Below are 19276 nucleotides of genomic sequence, written 5' to 3'. Positions count from 1 at the left end.
TGCTCAGCAAACTTAGGCTAGTGCTAGTGCTAGTGCTAGTGCTAGTGGTGGTCGTTGTAGAAAACAGGCAGCTGCCAATGCCAGCGCATGGCGCCAAGCCTAAACAGTACGGTTGTGACAAGGGCCGCAATACCACACCACTGTGTGGCGAGTTCCATTTGCATGCCTATTCCATAAACCACGCCCCCTGCAATACAGGTCATTGCATACAGTTCGCCGTTGAGTACCAGCGGTACCTCTCGGCAAATAACGTCCCGTAACAGACCGCCAAACACGCCGGTAATGGTGCCCATGGCAACCGCCACGGCCATGCCTGTGTCGTTGGCTAAGGCTTTCTCTATGCCAACTACGTTAAAAAGCGCGAGCCCGAAAGCATCGGCGATCAATAAATAGTGAAAAGGAAAGCGTGGGCTAATACGCAGCCAGATAATGGGTATAAAGGCGGCTATCAGTGTGGTGTATAAATAATCGGTATCGGCAATCCAGAAGACCGGGACATCTAACATGACATCACGTAGTGTTCCGCCGCCAATGGCGGTAGCGCTGGCAAGCACGACCACGCCAAATCCATCCATACGCTTTTGATAGGCCATCAGGGTGCCGGAAATTGCGCACACTGCAACCCCCGCTAAGTTTAACCAATGAAACCAATCAAACATCTTCTTGTACCCTTTTACTACCCTTAAAAACTCGCCATTCCTACCGCAAAATACTTGATCAGGCCTTATGTTTCATGCTATTTCTTTGCCCAATATCGAAACGTACTGTTGAGATTACGGTTCGTGATATTGAGTGATGAGGTAAAGCCATAACCTCTAACGAACAACATTTCATAACTACAATGCCAATGGATATAGGTATTGTATGTCAAATATATCATATAAAACAAAGCGCTACTGATGTGTTAGCAGTTAGGCTTTGTTGCTCCTCGCTTTGAACGACCTTAGATGATGTGTTACATCATCAGTATGACATGCAATTTTGAGTAAAACAGCGCGTATTGGAAGTTGAGCCAAAGCATTACTGGTTTACCACTGTTTTTTAGTTTCACAAAAAGGTCTAGCGCCTAAACCTAGAACCTTAAATTAACGGGAAGGATTTATGCCCAAGTTACGTTCAGCAACTACCACCCAAGGTAGAAATATGGCGGGAGCTCGCGCGTTATGGCGAGCAACTGGAATGAAAGACTCTGATTTCGGCAAGCCTATTATTGCTATTGCGAACTCATTTACGCAGTTCGTACCTGGGCATGTTCACCTAAAAGATCTCGGCCAATTAGTGGCACGCAGCGTTGAAGAAGCGGGTGGTGTGGCGAAAGAATTCAACACTATCGCAGTGGATGACGGTATCGCCATGGGGCACAGCGGTATGCTGTATAGCTTACCATCTCGAGAAATTATTGCTGATGCAGTGGAATACATGGTGAACGCACATTGCGCCGATGCCATCGTTTGTATTTCTAACTGCGACAAGATTACCCCGGGAATGCTAATGGCGTCTATGCGCTTGAACGTACCGGTCATTTTTGTGTCTGGGGGCCCAATGGAAGCGGGTAAAACCAAGCTTTCAGACCAGCTTATTAAACTAGACTTGGTTGACGCCATGGTAGCGGCTGCTGACGACAAAGTTAGCGATGCTGATACCGACGAAATTGAGCGCTCAGCCTGCCCTACCTGCGGCTCATGTTCAGGGATGTTCACCGCGAACTCCATGAACTGTCTAACCGAAGCGTTAGGTTTATCCTTGCCGGGCAACGGCTCTATGCTGGCTACCCACGCCGACCGTGAAGGTTTATTTAAACAAGCGGGCAAACAAATCGTTGAGCTGTGCAAGCGTTACTACGGCGACGATGATGACAGTGTATTACCACGTAATATCGCTAACTTTAAGGCTTTTGAGAATGCTATGAGCTTGGATATTGCCATGGGGGGGTCGACCAATACCATTTTGCATCTGTTAGCAGCGGCAATGGAAGGCGAAGTGCCGTTTACTATGGCAGACATCGACAGATTGTCTCGCAAAGTCCCTCACCTATGCAAAGTGGCACCTTCAACACCCAAATATCACATGGAAGACGTACACCGAGCGGGTGGCGTTTTGGGTATTTTGAACGAGCTAAATAAGGCTGGCTTGCTGAACACCGATGTTAATCATGTTTTAGGAAAACCGCTTACCGACGTTATCAGCGAGTGGGACATCACTAACCCTGAAAACGAAGACGCTATTACCTTTTATCGCGCTGGTCCTGCGGGTATTCGCACGACAAAAGCATTTAGCCAAGATTGTCGCTGGGACGAAGCCGATGACGACCGCGAAAACGGCTGCATTCGCTCTATCGACCATGCGTTCAGTCAAGAAGGTGGCCTAGCCGTGCTATACGGTAATGTGGCTGAAGATGGCTGTATTGTAAAAACGGCTGGCGTAGATGAGTCTATTTTAAAATTCAACGGAACTGCGAGAATCTACGAAAGCCAAGATGATGCGGTAGCAGGTATCTTGGGCGATGAAGTAAAAGCCGGTGATGTGGTCTTCATTCGCTACGAAGGTCCCCGCGGCGGCCCGGGTATGCAAGAAATGCTGTACCCAACGTCTTACTTGAAATCTAAAGGGTTAGGCAAGCACTGCGCTTTGGTAACAGACGGACGCTTTAGTGGCGGTACCAGTGGGTTGTCTATAGGTCACTGCTCACCTGAAGCCGCCAGTGGTGGTGGCATTGGCCTAGTGGAAGATGGCGATAAAATTGAAATAGATATCCCCAATAGAAGTATCAATATTGCTATTAGCGATGAAGAACTAGCAGAACGCCGCGCGAAAATGGAAGCCAGTGATAAGCCTTGGAAGCCGAAAGATCGCGTTCGTGAAGTCTCCACATCACTTAAAACCTTTGCGGCGTTAGCAACCAGTGCCGATAAAGGTGCAGTGCGTGATGTGACTAAGCTGGAAAATCTGTAATGGCAGCCGAACACGTTAGCGATCATGAATATTTGAAGAAGATCTTACTTGCCCCTGTTTACGATGTAGCAGTGGCAAGTGAACTTTCCTATATGTCTTTGCTTTCAGCCGAGCTTGGCAATGAAATTTTTCTGAAACGCGAAGATCAGCAGCCGGTAAAAAGCTTTAAGCTGCGCGGTGCCTATAACCGTATTTGCTCACTAAGCGACGAGCAATTGCAAGCTGGCGTAATTGGCGCCTCTGCGGGTAATCATGCGCAAGGCTTAGCGTACAGTGCAAAAATGAAAGGTATTCAGGCGACTATAGTCATGCCTGAAACCACGCCTGATATCAAGGTAGACGCAGTACGACGCTTCGGCGGTGAAAACGTGAATGTGGTATTGCATGGCACCAGCTTTGATCAAGCAAGTAGCCATGCAAAAGCATTATGTGAGACCCACGGTTATACCTTTGTTCCGCCCTTTGACGACCCCGATGTCATTGCAGGGCAAGGTACAGTCGCGCGAGAGTTGCTAGAGCAAAACCCACACCTCGATATCTTATTTATTGCTGTGGGCGGCGGTGGTTTAGCCGCTGGTATTGCGGTTTACTTAAAGCAACTAAAACCAAGCATAAAAATCGTTGCGGTAGAGTCGGAAGAATCGGCCTGTTTCATTAAAGCAAAGGCGCAAGGCGCGCCTACCGAGCTTGAAAGCGTCGGCATTTTTGCTGATGGCGTTGCTGTTAAAGTGATGGGGCAGGAAACTTTCCGTCTGTGTAATCGTTTAATTGATGAAACCATTACGGTTACTAATGATGAAATATGCGGAGCAATTAAGGATATCTTTGATGATACCCGTGTTATTGCAGAGCCTGCGGGCGCATTGTCGGTGGCGGCAATTCGCAAGTACGCTAAGCAACACGACCTCAAAGGTAAGAAGTTAGGCGGCATTCTGTGTGGCGCAAACATCAACTTTCATACCCTTCGCTATGTGTCTGAACGCTGTGAATTAGGTGAGCAGAAAGAAGCGGTCTTTGCGGTTAAAATTCCTGAAAACAAAGGTGCGTTTAAACAGTTTTGCGAGTGCGTTGGGGCAAAAGCAATCACCGAATTTAACTATCGCTATGCCAGTGAGAGCGAAGCACATATTTTCGTGGGCGTTAAGCTTAAAGGCGGGCAGCAAGAGTTTGCTGCACTGCAAAGCGACCTTGAAAGCAAAGGGTATGACTGCGTTAACTTAACCGATAATGAGTTAGCGAAGCTCCATGTTCGTCACATGGTTGGTGGCCGTCCGCCAACTATTCTCAATGAGCAAGTCTTCAGCTTTGAATTTCCTGAGCGTCCGGGTGCGCTACTGAACTTCTTAAATACCTTAGGTGAACAGTGGAATATTACCCTATTTCACTATCGCAACCATGGCGCAGCAGAAGGTTTGGTATTGGCAGGCTTTGATATCGCACCAGAAAGTAGAGATGACTTTAACCAGCATGTTGCAGAGTTAGGCTATAAGGTTGAAGAAGTAACAGACAACCCCGCCTATCGTTTTTTCCTATCGCAACCAGCGAAGGTTTAAATAGCGAAACAGGCGAAACGAGCCTATCTTCCGTTTTCGCTTTGTATTGCTTCGCGTTAAGCGCAGGTTTACCGGGGAGCGATACGAAGCGGCACTATCTAGCGTCTATCTATCAATGAAGTATGGGGATTTTCAATGCCTGCCAAGATAGATTGACGCGCAATAAAAAGCCCATGCTATAGCATGGGCTTTATCTTTTTACCTAAGCTCCGTAGTTCTGGCAAATTCAGCCAGCTAGCGTCGCCTTAATTCGAAGCGTTTAGTGTAACGTTCTCCAAATGCTGCATCATTTCTGGCCAAATCAGGGCCATAACGTCAGCACGTAAGGCTTCACACTCTTCTGAGTACTTCAAGCTGCCATCTTTTTCAGAGTCCAGCCAGTGGTTTTCTTTCAATGCACTGATAAAGCTAGACAACACATTCTTATCGTAAAACTCTGGTGAGCTTAGTCCATAGAGTGCAGATAAGCGTTCAGCCACTTGCTTACTTTCACGCTCAAGCGCACTTCGGCTAATCACTTTTTCTTTATCAAGAATGGTCAATACCACCGCGTAACGCTGAAGCGTTTCCTGCATGCATCGGCTTAACAGCCATGCTGAGTGGAATTGTTTGCAGTGTGCATCTGGCGGCAACAGTTCATCGCCTTCCTGACGCAACAATCCTTTGTTTAGTAGCGCTGTTATAAGCGCATCAGTATGCGCAAGCGCTTCATCTTGGGTAAGGTGCAAGAACAGCTCTTTTTGCAGCAACGGATAAAGCGCAGCAATAAGCTGAAAAATACTGTTCTTCGTGGTGCCTTTCTTCGCGAAGATAGATGCCATAATAAGACCTGGGATCGCGAATAAATGCAAAATGTTGTTGCGATAATAAGTAAGGTATACCGCTGATTTTGGTTGAGGACTGATCAAACGCCCATAATCGTCTTCTTTTACGTCAAAGCGGCCTAATTTCAGCGTATCGCGCAGTAGCTCTTCCGCTGATGAATCTGGAATGGTGGCATCATCGCTGAACGGTACCGCTTTAAACAAGTCCATGAAATCGCCCATTGCTTGTTTTAACTCAGCTTCACTCATGGTCTGTCGTTTAGAAGACAGTAAGCATAACGACGCTAACGCCATACCATTTAATGCCGCTGCGCGGTTAATTCGCGTCATGACATTATTGGCCAGTTCGTTAACCGCAGGTGTCAGCCACGCTGGTTTTTTCTCTGGCTCGGCATCGCGACAATCTCGCCAGTTAGGCACATGATTTTCAAGAAACTGGTTAAGCGCAATGGGTTCGCCAAAATTCACGTATCCGTGACCATAATTCTTGAGTTTACGAATAGCCGAGAACACCTGAAGGTTAGATTCTTTTTTCTTCTTAGAGCCTTTGAGTTCGTTCAAATAGCTTTTCACTTCCATCACGTTCTCATAGCCAATATAGACAGGCACGATACTAACTGGACGGTTAACGCCTTTGAGCATGGCTTGGATAGTCATGGCTAGCATGCCCGTTTTCGGTGGGATCAAACGGCCGGTTCGGCTGCGGCCACCTTCGGGATAGTATTTTACCGAATAGCCTTTGTTAAACAGCAGCTCTAGATATTCTCTGAAAACAGCTGTGTAGAGCTTGTTGCCTGCAAAACTGCGGCGTAAGAAAAAAGCACCGCCACGACGGAACATTTTTCCAACCGGCCAAAAGTTCAGATTGATACCTGCAGCGATATGTGGCGTAACCATACCTTCGTGATAAATCACGTAAGTCAATAATAGGTAATCCATGTGACTACGGTGGCACGGTACGTAGATGATTTCATGACCATTAGCCGCCAATTCACGAATGCGATCGGCATGACCTACACTAATACCGTTATAAATTTTGTTCCAGATACGGGTAAGTAGCCTGTCGCCAAAACGAATTAGCCCTTCGCGGTAGTCTGCCGCGATTTCTGTGATGTAGGTTTGGGCAGTCTCTTTCGCTTTTTCATGAGACACTTTCTTGCTTCTTGATTCCTCAGCAATAGCGCGACGCACTGCATCAGAGCCCAACACACTATTATTGAGTTCTTGGCGCTCTAACAGCGTAGGGCCAGTCATGCTTTGGCGCTTTCTTTGAAAGTGAGTGCTTGCTACGCGCACAAGCTTATGTGCAATACTTTGGTCACTACCATGTTGATTGGACATCGCGCGTGCAGAAACGGCTTTAGAATAGTTAATAAAGTTGTCGCGGCCCAAAAACAGCACAATGAACAACTTACGAAGCCAACTTGGCGCCGCTTTATCAGCAATGAGATCGCTTAAGCCTGGCTTACCACGACCCGGGGCACGGCCCCACGTCACATAGACAGGAACAACTTGTAAATCTAGGTTTTCATGGTCTCTATGCAAATGAAAGAGGTCAGTAAAAACGTCTTCAATTCCCGTATCTTTAGCCGACGAACGGAAAAGAGGCTGGGTTTTGCGTAAAAATAAGGTCGACGAATACTCTCGCCCCGCTAATGTGAGGGTTTCTGTAGGACTAGGTAAACCTAGCGCTTTAGTCGACATTCTCAGTGCAAGTTGGTCTGTCACTGAGTTGGTGGGGAGTAGATAAACGATAGGTTTACTTTTATCTATTCCTAATTCGGTTTCAACGTTAACTGGAATGCTGTGGGCTTTAACCAGTAACTTAACAGGATAATGAAATACCGACAGAAGGGCTTTTCGCATCCACGACATGAATTATGTAATCCTATGAAATAAAAACGGGTGAAGTGTAACACAAACGCGTCACAATCTCGCGACAAGCCAATTTCATCGCTTCTCATGCTGTAATGACTACCCATAACATGGGAAGTTCAAAAGCGCCCTTCTCCTTTTCTTGTGAGTCACAGCCATTTCTATAATGGGTTCGAATACAGAGAACGTAACATTAGCTGTATTTAATTGCGGTACAGCCGGACTGTTACTACTTTTATAAGGGCAAATGAATATGAGCAAGCAGTAGTGGATGATCAAAGCCGGTTAAAGACAATTGATGACTTTATGCTCAATAGCGAAGTGCCGTTAGATCTTGATGATTTAATGATGGTGCTCGCAGAGGCATACAAGGTGCCGATCGCACTCATTGGCGTCGTCGGAGAGTTTGAAGAAACCTTTAAAGCACACTACGGAACCACTCTTTCTAAAGTCACTCGTGAACATGCGTTTTGTAGTCACGTCGTTGAAGAGCGCAAGCAGGTGGTTGTTAGCAACGCGCAAGAAGATCCACGGTTTATGCATAATCCTCTCGTCACCGGAGAACCTCACATTTGTTTCTACTCAGGAACGCCGATCGAGATAAATGATCAGGTAATCGGTGCCGTATGTTTAATTGATACCGTGCCAAGAGAAATAGACGCAAAACACTTAGAAGTTTTAGAGAGAATAGGTGCTTTGGTTAGTCAGCATATTTCGCTTTCAAGAGAACACGAAGCGCTTAAACGCGAGCATGGGCTTATTGAGAAGTCTCCTATTGTGTTGGCAACGTGGCGCTATGATACGTCGTTGAGGCTGGTGTATATCTCGAAAAATAGTGAGCGTGTATTGGGAGTTTCACCCCAAGATTTGCTCACTGGAACGGTGGCATTGAGTGAGGTGCTGTCTGAGGAGGCGGAGGGTGATTTTACCTTTGCTATGCAGGCCCACATGGAAGGTGTTGAAACGCACACCTGCCGTCTTCAGATAAGGACGCCAACGCGTACTATTTGGGTGAGCATGATATCAACGGCAAATTTTCGCGAAGACGGCATGTTGTACTCGGTTCAAGCATTTTTGTTTGACACTAGTGACCAAAAGTATGTGGAAGACAAGCTCAATAAAACCAATCAGCGGATGCGTTTATTACTCGAGGCTTCTGAGTTAGGAACATGGGACTGGAACTTGGCCGCCGATGTTAATCAAGTCAACAAGCGCTGGTGCGACATTGTTGGTCTTGAGTATGAATACTATGACAGTGGCTCCCGCTTTTTTAGACAGCTCATTCATCCCGCGGATTACGTCAAAGTTGAAAAGCAGCTCAACATGCATCTAATTGGTAAGAGCAAAGTCTTTAACACCACATTTCGCATGAAACACACTGATGGCTCTTGGGTTTGGGTTGAAAGTTATGGGAAAACCGTTGAGACAGATGCCCAAGGTAAGCCGGTTCGTATAGCAGGTATTCACAGAGATATAACGCAGCGAATGGAAAGCGAACTGCATGAGAGAAAGAAAACCCAGCTCCTTCAATTTATCAATAAAACCCGGGCATCATATCTGCAAAACAATGACTTGACGATGGCGTGTCAGTCCGTATTGGCCGAACTCATAGATATCTCAGATAGCCAGTTTGCCTTTGTCGGCCAAATGAAAGGAGACGGTAGCTCCTCTAGACTTTTCATTCATGCGATTTCTGAAATTGTTTGGGATAACAGTAGCTTTTCTCAATATGCAGAATACAAAAAACGAAACCTCTACTTTAGTAACTTCGATAACCTTTTTGGAACCTCAATTTTAACGGGAGAAGTTACCATTAGTAATGCGCCAAACAGTCACCCTAATTCCAAAGGTGTTCCGCACGGTCATCCGCGCATTAGCCGATTTTTAGGCCTACCAATAAAAGTGAAAGATAAAGTAGTGGGAATGGTCGGTTTAGCGAATAAGTTTGATACCTACACTGACGAAGATGCTGAGTTTCTACAGCCCTTTTTAGATGCTTTGGCTGGCTTGTTCTACGCAGTAGAGCTTGAGGAAGCCCGAGCCGTTGCTGAAGAGAAGCTTAGGCATTTGGCGATGACTGATTCTTTAACGGGCCTTTATAACCGACGCGCGTTCCTTGACGAGTGCATCTCATTTTCAAAACAACATTGTCGAGGATGTGTTGCTATTGTCGATATTGATCACTTCAAAAAAGTAAACGATACCTACGGTCACGATGCTGGAGATCAGGCGCTTATTGCTGTTGCGAGAAAAATAGCTAAACATAATCAAGCGCCAAATGTCGTGGCTCGATTAGGAGGAGAAGAGTTTGCAATAGTCATGATAGGTGACAAGAAAGAAGAGATCCATAGGCAGCTAGAAGCACTGCGCATTGCTGTTGAAGAAGGAAGGGTGACCTACAAGACAGACACGATGAATTTATCGATCAGTATCGGCGCAACATTTATCAAAGACACCTTTGAGGCGGATTTCAGCGCCCTCTTATCGCTTGCTGACAAGGCGCTGTACAGAGCCAAGGAGCAGGGCAGAAACCAAGTCGTATGGGATGAGTAATAATAGTACGTGGCTTCGCCTACATTAAATATAAGCGTATACGCCCAAGGCGCTGTTGCTAGATTGATAAAGTTAAGTTATAAAAAACGAATATTTTATTAAACTTAATAATTAGGCTTGTTTTGAGCTTTTAACTAAAAAGCCGACATGCCTTTTAAATCAGGGACGATGTATGAAAACTTCGCGCTTGGGTTTTTCTGGCCTTTTTTCTCTTTTAGCTCTAACTGCGTGTGGTGGTGGAGGTGGCTCTGATTCTTCTCCACCTACAAACCCACCACCTCCACCTGAGCCGACAGCACTAGAAATTTTATCAAATCCTTTAGATTACTCAGAGTCACGACTAAACTCAGCGGCAACCACCTATGCTGATGCGAACTACAGTGGAGAAACGAAAGTCTCTACTGTGGATATCAGCGCAGTACAAGAGGTTTACATCACGCTCTTTGGTGACAATACAAGTGGCTCACCCTATGTAGATCAATATGATATCTACACCTTCCTAGATGAGAACGGCAACGTTGAAGGTACGACCGAGTGCTATGAATCAGGATCAGTAACATACTCAGGTAAGCTTGATGAAGACACGGGTAAAGGAACGATTACTGTAGACTATGATCAGTGCATTCAATATTACGACTCCACTCGGTATGACGGACAATTTTCGCTAGTTATTACTGACGCAGGTGAAAACAGCTCCGAAGTAACGTCTTATTTCACTACTTTGTCTATGCTAGACGGTGGCGTGCGCACAACATTAAAAGGCTACTTAAGTGTTGATTTTCGCTACCGCCCACAAACAGGTACGTTTTATGAAGAGACGAGGCAGTATCTTACTGTCACGCACAATGGTGAAACTTACAAGGTCAGTGGCACATCAGCAGAAGGGGTGACAAACAACACCTTCGTGTCTGAACTTAATGGTTCAATCTACATTGCGTCTAAAGGCAAATTGGACTTTGCATATTCTTCTGATCAGGGCGACCTTCCCTATTCGTCATCTGGCTCGCTGGTCGTAAAAGGAGATAAAACGGCTGGAATTGACGTTATTGATGGTGCAGTTCGCTATGGCGAAGATAACAACGGCGATGATATTTACGATGTAGGTGTATACTTTAATAATTTAACAGCGTTTGCCAGCGGAAATCATACTGGCCTTGCGCTTTCAGATATCGATGCGATATCCGTACCTCCTGTAGTGAATCAGCCTTATTACTATGCCTATGAGACTGTCTATACCACAGATGAAGTCACCGTTGAGCCTGGCTACTATCATGATTCAGATACTCCCGACTCAGAGCTGGTGATTTCGTTTCGCTGGTATGTAAATGGTGTAGTCCTTGACGATGTTAATGGTACCACGCTGCCACCTTACAGCGCAGTCTTCGGTGATGAAGTTAAAGTTACCATGGTGGTGTCAGACGGTATTAACGTTGTTGAATCCCAGCCTACTTTCGTTGAGATCGGCAATTCTCCTATGACGCTCACTGCATCGAATATGCCTGAAGTAGTAACTGCGGGCGGATACGTAGAGTTTACCGTATCGATGAGTGACCCAGACAGAGTTGACGATGACGTCGCGGGAGAGCTTATTTCAGCGCCTCCCGGTGCTTCGTTAAATGCGGAAGGTCTGATGACCTGGAATGTACCTGCGAATCAACTTTTCAACGCTCAAACTTATATGTTTAGTTTCGCTAGCTTAGACGGAACTGAATCCCAACAAACGCTCGAAATCACTTCTTATGCGGACAAGGCCCCGGCTTATGCTCGTACTACTGTGATGACACCAATTTATAATCACGGCTTTGCTATTGCTTCGACCAATGGTGTAAGTGAACTTATCACGGTAAATGCTCGCAACGTGGGCGCATTTTCGCTAGAAGGCAATACGCTTAAAAATACCTATGTGTATCCGTATAAACTGCCAACTAAAGGCGAAATTAGAAGCGTGCATACCCAAGATGTTGATGGTGACAATAATGATGAAATCTACCTTCTTACTCAACAGGGATTGTCTGTAATAAAAGACCGCGAAAGTAACGCAGAAGCGGTGTTTATTATTGAAGATAGTATTATTTCTGGCTTATTTTACGACATCAATGGTGACGGAGTTGATGAAGTTGCTTATTTATATGGGAGCGAATATTACAATGCGACTTCTATTGCCATTGTAGATGTTCGCACAGGTGAGCAGTTGCAACAGTACGATATTGACGGCGTCAATAACCTTGCTTTTGGTAACGTAGATGATGACGCATCGATAGAAATGGTAACGAACAATGGTTATGTATTTGATATCGAAAGCGGTGCCAACCAATGGCTATACGGTAGCGGGTTCAGCGACGCATTTGTTGTGCTGGGTGATATGAATAACGATGGTGTAGATGAAATCATCGGTGCCGATAGTTGGAATGATATCTCAATCTACTCAGCAGTATCGAAAAGCAGTTTGGCAACGGCGGAACATGGTGACATTTGTGATATCGCCTATAGTAAAGAAAGCCCAGCTACAGAAGGAATAGTGGTTGTCTCCGAGTGTCAGTGGGGACAAGTTAGAGGTTTTGCATTAGAAGCGGGACAAATCTCTGAGCAGTGGGCTCTAAACCACAACACTTACAGTGGCATGTCACTTCTCATTGACGATTTAGACAATGACAATGTGGACGACATTATTTGGACTGGTGAGAATCAAATTTTAGTAGCGCAACAAGATGCCAACGGTGAATATGCCTTGTCAGATATAAAAGGTGCGCCGCGCGCGAGTAGATATCATGCCGCGGGTTGGGCACCTTATGGCGATAATGATGAAAGAGCCGTCTTTGTTAGCGATACAAGTAGTTACGAATCATCTATTCAGATTTTATCGGTAGATAAAGAGGATAACTTTGCGATAAGTGCTGAGGTTGGCGAAGATGTCTATAACTATAGCAAACCGGTCGTTACAGACTACAACAATGACGGTGTGGGTGAGTTACTAATAGGGGCACTGGATTATAGTTCGTCGTTTAATGTCGTGAGACTTACTGATAACGCTATTCAGTGGACACTGAACAATAATCAGAATAGTGAAATTTCGTTTATTGAAGCCATTGACGTAAATAACGATAGTTACGCCGATGCAGTTATTATTGAGAACAATCGACTTAAAGCGTTTGATATCGAGAATCAAGTGCTTATCGACTCAATCATTAACGATTTTTCAATTAATGCGCTTGCTGCCTCTGAAAAAGACGGTGTGCATTATTTTGCTGTTGGGGGCTATAGTTCGCTCAAGCTCTATAAAATGCAGGATGGTGAATTTGTTGGATTGAATGAATTGGAAACCAATTGTGACCAATTGCTCACGGTAAATTTTGATAGTGATAGCGAACTTGAATTTGCGTGTTTAAATAGAAACTACAACACCATCAATGTTTATGACGTGGCGAGCGATGCATTAGAACTCAAAGACGCTATAGCACCGTCATTCTACCCTCAGTATATAGCGGCTGTTCCAACGACGTCGTCTAATCAGTCGATTCTCGCTATCTACCAGCCTAACGAGAATGACTATTCGTACAATTATTATGACAGCATCGCATATCGCGTGGTTGAGGTTGATAATAAAGGCAATGTGGTGTGGCAAAGCCCTGGACTTGGGCTCGATAATGTTGAAGGCATGCGCACACGTCAAAATAGTGATGGGGAGCTGGAGTTACAAATTAGTAACCCGAACATGGCTCTTCTCGTAAAATAAGAGGAAAGCACTTGTCGTAGGCTATTGCAGATCGCAAAAGACGCGGCAAGTGCTTGTTATTTAGTTTTAGGTGTATATACTTACAGGAACTGTATGAACAGACAGGTCTTTTATGCGCCCACTCACAGCTCGACAAACCGAAGTTTTAGAACTTATTAAAACAACCATGTTAGAAACGGGAATGCCGCCTACTCGTGCGGAAATAGCCCGTCAGCTTGGCTTTCGTTCTGCTAATGCAGCAGAGGAACATTTGAAAGCATTGGCGCGTAAAGGCGTGATTGAAATTTTGCCTGGTACGTCTCGTGGCATTAAGCTCAATATCCCTCTTGATAACGACGCACAAGAAGAAGAAGGCCTACCGTTAATTGGGCGTGTTGCAGCCGGTGAGCCGATCTTGGCGCAAGAGCATGTTGAATCGCACTACAAAGTCGATCCTGCACTGTTTCAACCCCATGCCGACTTTTTGCTACGCGTTAACGGTATGAGCATGAAAGACATTGGTATTTTAGACGGTGATCTTCTCGCTGTTCATCGCACCACTGATGTACACAACGGTCAGGTGGTTGTGGCGCGTGTAGATGAAGACGTCACCGTAAAGCGTCTAGAGAAACGCGGGCGTGAAGTATTGCTTCATGCTGAGAATGATGAATTTGCACCAATAAAAGTTGATTTGGCGACTGAACATTTTGCGATAGAAGGCATTGCGGTGGGTGTGATCAGAAACGCTGACTGGATGTAGTATTTTAGCTTGTTTGTATAAAAGCGGCGCGTTAGCCGCTTTTTTTATGTCTTTTGTTCCTGTTTTTTTCTTCAATCTGCCAACTTAGGTTTTATCCTGCCCAGCAAACCTGTTGGTTTTCTGCGCGCTTATTTTTATCATTACTCAGGTTATTCTTTCTATGAATGCTTCAAGTATTTTCCATTTTTTATTGTGAATTTTGTTTGAAATCGACATTGAGTCATCGATTACTTATTGATTTCTTAACTAGTTAGTCGAGCATTTACTTTAACCCCGTGTTCAAAATGCCTGTTTGATTCCAAGGGCGTCCCACAGCAATGGCTTTCTCTTTTTGCACGTGAAATCCCCCGCGACCATTTTAGTTAATGATTAAAAATTAACCACTTCGTTAAATTTTTAATAGAAAAGACTAGACGGCACGACATTATTGCGCAATTCTTATACAGAGATTAACAAAATAATAACAATGGCTCTAAATTTGTTTTGCAAGTTGAGGTTATGGGTCAATCGTTCGCAAACCATTTGGTAGGGCATCGCGCAAATTAATCAGCGTCTTTGACCACGCCATTACGGAGGTGCTGAGTGAAACAACTAACGACCGTTTTCGCAAAATGGTGTTCTAGTATACCAATTTTGCTTTTTTCCCCTTTGCTTTTTGCGCAAGAAGCAAGCGAAGAAGCCTCTTCGCTTAATTTGAGACGCGGTGCTACCGACATCAGTGGGCAGGTATACGACCTCCATATGTTGATGTTCTTCATTTGTGTAGGTATCGCGGTTGTAGTTTTTGGCGTGATGTTCGCCTCAATGTATCTACATAGAAAGTCCCGTGGTGCCAAGCCAGCTAATTTTCACGAAAACGTGAAGGTCGAAATTGCTTGGACCGTTATTCCTTTCCTTATTCTTATTTTCATGGCGGTACCCGCAGCGAATACTCTAATTGCTATGGAAGACACGTCTGAGCCTGACATGACGGTGTTAGTAACAGGCTCTCAATGGAAATGGCATTACAAGTACATGGATAGCGATGTAGAGTTTTATTCTTTACTCGCCACTCAGCGCGAGCAAATAGAAAACAAATTTCAGAAAACAGATAACTACCTGCTGGAAGTTGACCGCCCTCTGGTTATTCCTACTGGGAAAAAAGTACGCTTTCTTATTACTTCTGACGACGTTATCCACTCTTGGTGGGTTCCTGACTTTGCCGTGAAAAAAGATGCCAACCCCGGCTTTATTAACGAGTCTTGGGCCAAGGTGAATGAGCCGGGTATTTATCGCGGACAGTGCGCAGAGCTTTGTGGTAAAGACCATGGCTATATGCCGGTTGTGGTAATTGCTAAAGAACCCGCCGAGTTTGAAAAGTGGATGGGCGAACAAGAAGAGATTGTTCGTAAAGCAAAAGAAGAAGAACAGCGTCTACTTTCTATGAATATGTCTATGGATGAACTGATGAAAGAGGGCGAGCGAGTATACAACGCAACGTGCGCTGCTTGCCATATGCCAAATGGTGAAGGTTTACCTGGCGTGTTCCCGGCATTAAAAGGCAGCAAGATGGCACTAGAAGATCAGCAGGGTCACATTGACATCGTGCTGCATGGAAAGTCAGGAACAGCCATGCAAGCGTTTGGAAAAATGCTAAGTCTTAAGGAAATTGCCGCCGTAGTCACTTACGAGCGAAATGCCTGGGGCAATAAAACTGGCGATATGGTTCAAGCCAAAGATGTCAACGCAGTGGCAAACGGAAACTAGGAGCAGACAATGAGCAAAGCAACTGAAGTTATTTCGCCAGATACCTCTGCGCCTGATGACGGTCACCTACATGATGACCATGAACACCACGATCATATTCCTAAAGGGATAACGCGTTGGTTGTTTACCACTAACCATAAAGACATAGGCACACTGTACCTGTGGTTTGCCTTTATTATGTTTTTAGTTGGTGGTGCGATGGCCATGGTGATCCGCGCTGAACTATTCCAACCCGGTCTACAAATTGTAGAGCCAAACTTCTTTAACCAAATGACTACGGTACACGGGCTTATCATGGTATTTGGTGCAGTAATGCCAGCCTTTACTGGGCTCGCAAACTGGCTTATTCCCATGATGATCGGCGCCCCTGACATGGCGTTACCGCGCATGAATAACTGGAGCTTCTGGATTTTACCAGGTGCCTTTCTCATTCTATTGAGCTCGCTCTTTATGGAAGGCGGTGGCCCTGCTTTTGGATGGACTTTCTACGCGCCCCTTTCAACGACTTACAGTGGCGATTCGACAGCGTTGTTTGTGTTCTCTGTTCACATCATGGGTATTTCATCCATTATGGGTGCGATTAACGTGATTGTGACCATCTTTAATATGCGTGCGCCAGGCATGACTTGGATGAAAATGCCGCTGTTTGTATGGACGTGGCTTATCACGGCATTCTTGCTGATTGCGGTAATGCCAGTGCTCGCCGGTGCGGTTACCATGGTGTTAACTGATAAGTTCTTTGGCACGAGCTTTTTTGATGCTGCTGGTGGCGGCGACCCGGTTATGTTCCAGCATATTTTCTGGTTCTTCGGGCACCCTGAAGTGTACATTATGATCTTGCCCGCTTTCGGCATTATCTCGCAAATTGTTCCTACCTTCTCTCGAAAGCAGCTGTTTGGATACGCGTCTATGGTTTACGCCACGGCGTCGATTGCGCTGCTCTCTTTTGTTGTATGGGCTCACCATATGTTCACCACGGGCATGCCGGTGTACATGGAAATGTTCTTCATGTTTGCCACCATGCTTATCTCGGTGCCCACTGGCGTTAAAGTGTTTAACTGGGTAGCAACCATGTGGCGCGGCTCACTGAGCTTCGAAATGCCAATGATGTTCGCTATTGCCTTTATTGTGCTGTTCACCATTGGTGGGTTGTCAGGGCTAATGTTGGCGATCACGCCCGTGGACTTCCAATATCACGACACTTACTTCGTTGTAGCCCATTTCCACTATGTACTGGTAACTGGCGCGGTCTTTTCCATCATGGCAGCGGTGTATTACTGGTTGCCTAAATGGACGGGAAAAATGTATGACACAACCTTAGCTAAATGGCATTTCTGGTGTTCATTGGTATCGGTCAATGTGTTGTTCTTCCCTATGCACTTTGTGGGTTTGGCTGGTATGCCACGCCGTATTCCTGACTATGCATTGCAGTTCGCTGATTTTAATAAATGGATAAGCCTGGGTGGTTTTGCATTCGGTTTATCTCAGCTCATCTTTCTTGCCCTGCTTATCAAGGCATGCAAAAAGCAAGGTGAGCCGGTATCAGCGCAAGTTTGGGACGGCGCAGAAGGACTGGAATGGGAAATTCCATCACCCGCTCCTTATCACACGTTTGAAACGCCACCTGTCGTTAAGTAACGGTAGGTGGCGTTGTGAATAGGTCATTCCTTTCAACCGGCAAAAGCCGATGGGAATGACATTCACACATTGCAGGTGGTGAGGGAGATAAACGACTAAGCAAGCGTTTACCAACCTTCATCTATGGATTTACCCGGAGGTCACGTGATGTCACAGCAAAGCGCAAACAACAAGATGGTTATTAAACTTGTTGCTATTGTCATTGGCATGTTTGGCTTCGGCTTTGCCCTTGTTCCCTTGTACGACGTATTTTGCGACGTTACGGGAATTAACGGAAAAACCGAAGGCACGGCTGCGGTTTATCAATCGGTTGAGATTGATGAGTCGCGAGAAGTGACCGTCGAGTTTATTACTCGCACAAATACCGGTATGCCGTGGGAGTTTCGTGCTGAAACCAAGCGCGTGAAAGTGCACCCTGGCGAACTTAATACGGTGTCGTTTTATGTGAGAAACCCTGCATCAAGTAATATCGTAGCTCAGGCCATTCCCTCTGTATCCCCCGGAACGGCAGCACTGTACCTGAACAAGACTGAATGCTTCTGCTTCAATCAGCAGCCATTAGATGCGGGTAGTGAAGCCTATATGCCCATGCAGTTTTATGTAGACCCTCAGCTACCTGAAGAAATTACGTTTTTTACCTTGCAGTACACACTCTATGACGTCACAGCGCGAGCCAGTGACCTAACGACAACACCGAATCCCTTTATGGCTTCAACACCATCAAATGGCGAATAGGCCGAAGGGATAAGGAGAAGAAAATGCAACCCGAAGTACAGAATCACGAATACCAAAAATATTATGTACCCGCACAAAGTCCATGGCCCATCGTAGGGGCCGTTGCTCTATTTCTTATCGCCGTAGGTGCGGGCAATTATGTGGTGCAAGCAACCAAAGGTGAAACAGGCTATGGCGGTCATATCCTTTTAGCGGGGATAGCAGTATTGCTCGTTATGCTTGTAGGTTGGTTTAAAAATCAAATAGACGAATCTATGGCAGGGCTTTACAGCGATCAGCTGGGGCGTTCATATCGACAAGGTATGAGCTGGTTTATCTTTTCAGAGGTGATGTTTTTCGCTGCGTTTTTCGGCGCCCTCTACTACGCGAGATTTATTTCCGTTCCGTGGCTGGGCGGCGCATCGAATAACGCTATGACCAATGAGGTCTTATGGCCGACCTTTGAGGCCATGTGGCCGCTGGTGTCAACGCCAGGCGGCACTACCACACAGGAAATGAGTGCTGCGGGTTTGCCCACAATCAACACGGTTATCTTGCTTATCTCATCTATTACACTGCACTTCGCTCATGTGGGACTAGAGCAAAACAAACGCAAACAGCTAACCCTAATGCTGGGTATCACTATCTTACTTGGATGTGGGTTCTTGTTCCTACAGGTAGAAGAGTACATACATGCGTATCGCGACTTGGGGCTTACGCTTCAGTCAGGCATTTACGGCAATACCTTCTTTATGCTCACAGGGTTTCACGGCATGCATGTGACCCTTGGCACCATCATTCTAATTGTACTGTTTTTTAGGGTCTTGAAAGGCCATTTCACGCCTGAAAACCACTTCGCGTTTCAGGCGGGGAGCTGGTACTGGCACTTTGTAGATGTAGTGTGGGTCATGCTCTACATCTTTGTTTACGTACTTTAAAAGGGAGCCCC

11 protein-coding genes are annotated in these 19276 nt (G+C 45.6%); 9 read left to right on the top strand and 2 right to left on the bottom strand.

From position 1 onward, the window contains the following. Nucleotides 1–41: 41 nt before the first annotated feature. Nucleotides 42–659, bottom strand: coding sequence for a trimeric intracellular cation channel family protein (locus tag BIZ39_RS02475; RefSeq protein ID WP_014951393.1), 618 nt, complete (start codon nucleotides 657–659; stop codon nucleotides 42–44). Between the two features lie 442 nt (nucleotides 660–1101). Between BIZ39_RS02475 and ilvD the strand changes: the two genes are divergently transcribed. After that, complete coding sequence (gene ilvD, locus BIZ39_RS02470; protein WP_014977810.1) at nucleotides 1102–2952, top strand: dihydroxy-acid dehydratase; 1851 nt, start codon at nucleotides 1102–1104, stop codon at nucleotides 2950–2952. After that, nucleotides 2952–4505 (top strand): threonine ammonia-lyase, biosynthetic, encoded by a 1554-nt coding sequence (gene ilvA / locus BIZ39_RS02465; RefSeq protein WP_014977809.1) that lies wholly within the window; start codon nucleotides 2952–2954, stop codon nucleotides 4503–4505. The genes ilvD and ilvA overlap by 1 nt, the downstream gene beginning before the upstream one ends. Nucleotides 4506–4750: 245 nt before the next feature. Here ilvA and plsB read toward each other — a convergent pair whose 3' ends face one another. Further along, nucleotides 4751–7204 carry a glycerol-3-phosphate 1-O-acyltransferase PlsB gene (plsB, locus tag BIZ39_RS02460; protein WP_014951390.1) on the bottom strand — a complete coding sequence of 818 codons (2454 nt, stop codon included), beginning with the start codon at nucleotides 7202–7204 and terminating at the stop codon, nucleotides 4751–4753. 267 nt (nucleotides 7205–7471) lie between these two features. Between plsB and BIZ39_RS02455 the strand changes: the two genes are divergently transcribed. The 7 genes from BIZ39_RS02455 to BIZ39_RS02425 all read left to right on the top strand — a co-directional run bounded on the left by BIZ39_RS02455 (nucleotide 7472) and on the right by BIZ39_RS02425 (nucleotide 19265). After that, complete coding sequence (locus tag BIZ39_RS02455) at nucleotides 7472–9757, top strand: diguanylate cyclase (RefSeq protein ID WP_187446255.1); 2286 nt, start codon at nucleotides 7472–7474, stop codon at nucleotides 9755–9757. 172 nt (nucleotides 9758–9929) lie between these two features. Continuing rightward, nucleotides 9930–13490 carry a hypothetical protein gene (locus BIZ39_RS02450; RefSeq protein ID WP_187446254.1) on the top strand — a complete coding sequence of 1187 codons (3561 nt, stop codon included), beginning with the start codon at nucleotides 9930–9932 and terminating at the stop codon, nucleotides 13488–13490. A 112-nt stretch (nucleotides 13491–13602) separates the two neighbouring features. Then, nucleotides 13603–14229, top strand: coding sequence for a transcriptional repressor LexA (gene lexA, locus BIZ39_RS02445; RefSeq protein WP_014951387.1), 627 nt, complete (start codon nucleotides 13603–13605; stop codon nucleotides 14227–14229). 582 nt (nucleotides 14230–14811) lie between these two features. Continuing rightward, a complete protein-coding gene (gene coxB, locus BIZ39_RS02440; protein WP_014951386.1) occupies nucleotides 14812–15975 on the top strand; it encodes a cytochrome c oxidase subunit II in 1164 nt (387 codons plus the stop codon). A gap of 9 nt (nucleotides 15976–15984) precedes the next feature. Beyond that, nucleotides 15985–17613, top strand: a complete 1629-nt coding sequence (gene ctaD / locus BIZ39_RS02435) for a cytochrome c oxidase subunit I (protein WP_187446253.1) — start codon at nucleotides 15985–15987, stop codon at nucleotides 17611–17613. Nucleotides 17614–17760: 147 nt separating this feature from the next. Then, nucleotides 17761–18348: a cytochrome c oxidase assembly protein gene (locus BIZ39_RS02430; RefSeq protein ID WP_014951384.1), complete on the top strand. Its 588-nt coding sequence runs from the start codon at nucleotides 17761–17763 to the stop codon at nucleotides 18346–18348. Nucleotides 18349–18371: 23 nt separating this feature from the next. Then, nucleotides 18372–19265 carry a cytochrome c oxidase subunit 3 gene (locus BIZ39_RS02425; protein ID WP_014951383.1) on the top strand — a complete coding sequence of 298 codons (894 nt, stop codon included), beginning with the start codon at nucleotides 18372–18374 and terminating at the stop codon, nucleotides 19263–19265. The last annotated feature ends 11 nt before the right edge of the window (nucleotides 19266–19276 follow it).

Origin of the sequence: Alteromonas sp. BZK5, assembly GCF_014349115.1 — a bacterium.
Taxonomy (GTDB): domain Bacteria; phylum Pseudomonadota; class Gammaproteobacteria; order Enterobacterales; family Alteromonadaceae; genus Alteromonas; species Alteromonas macleodii.
Note: the sequence above shows the minus strand (reverse complement) of the source record. Positions and strands in the feature narration are given on the sequence as shown.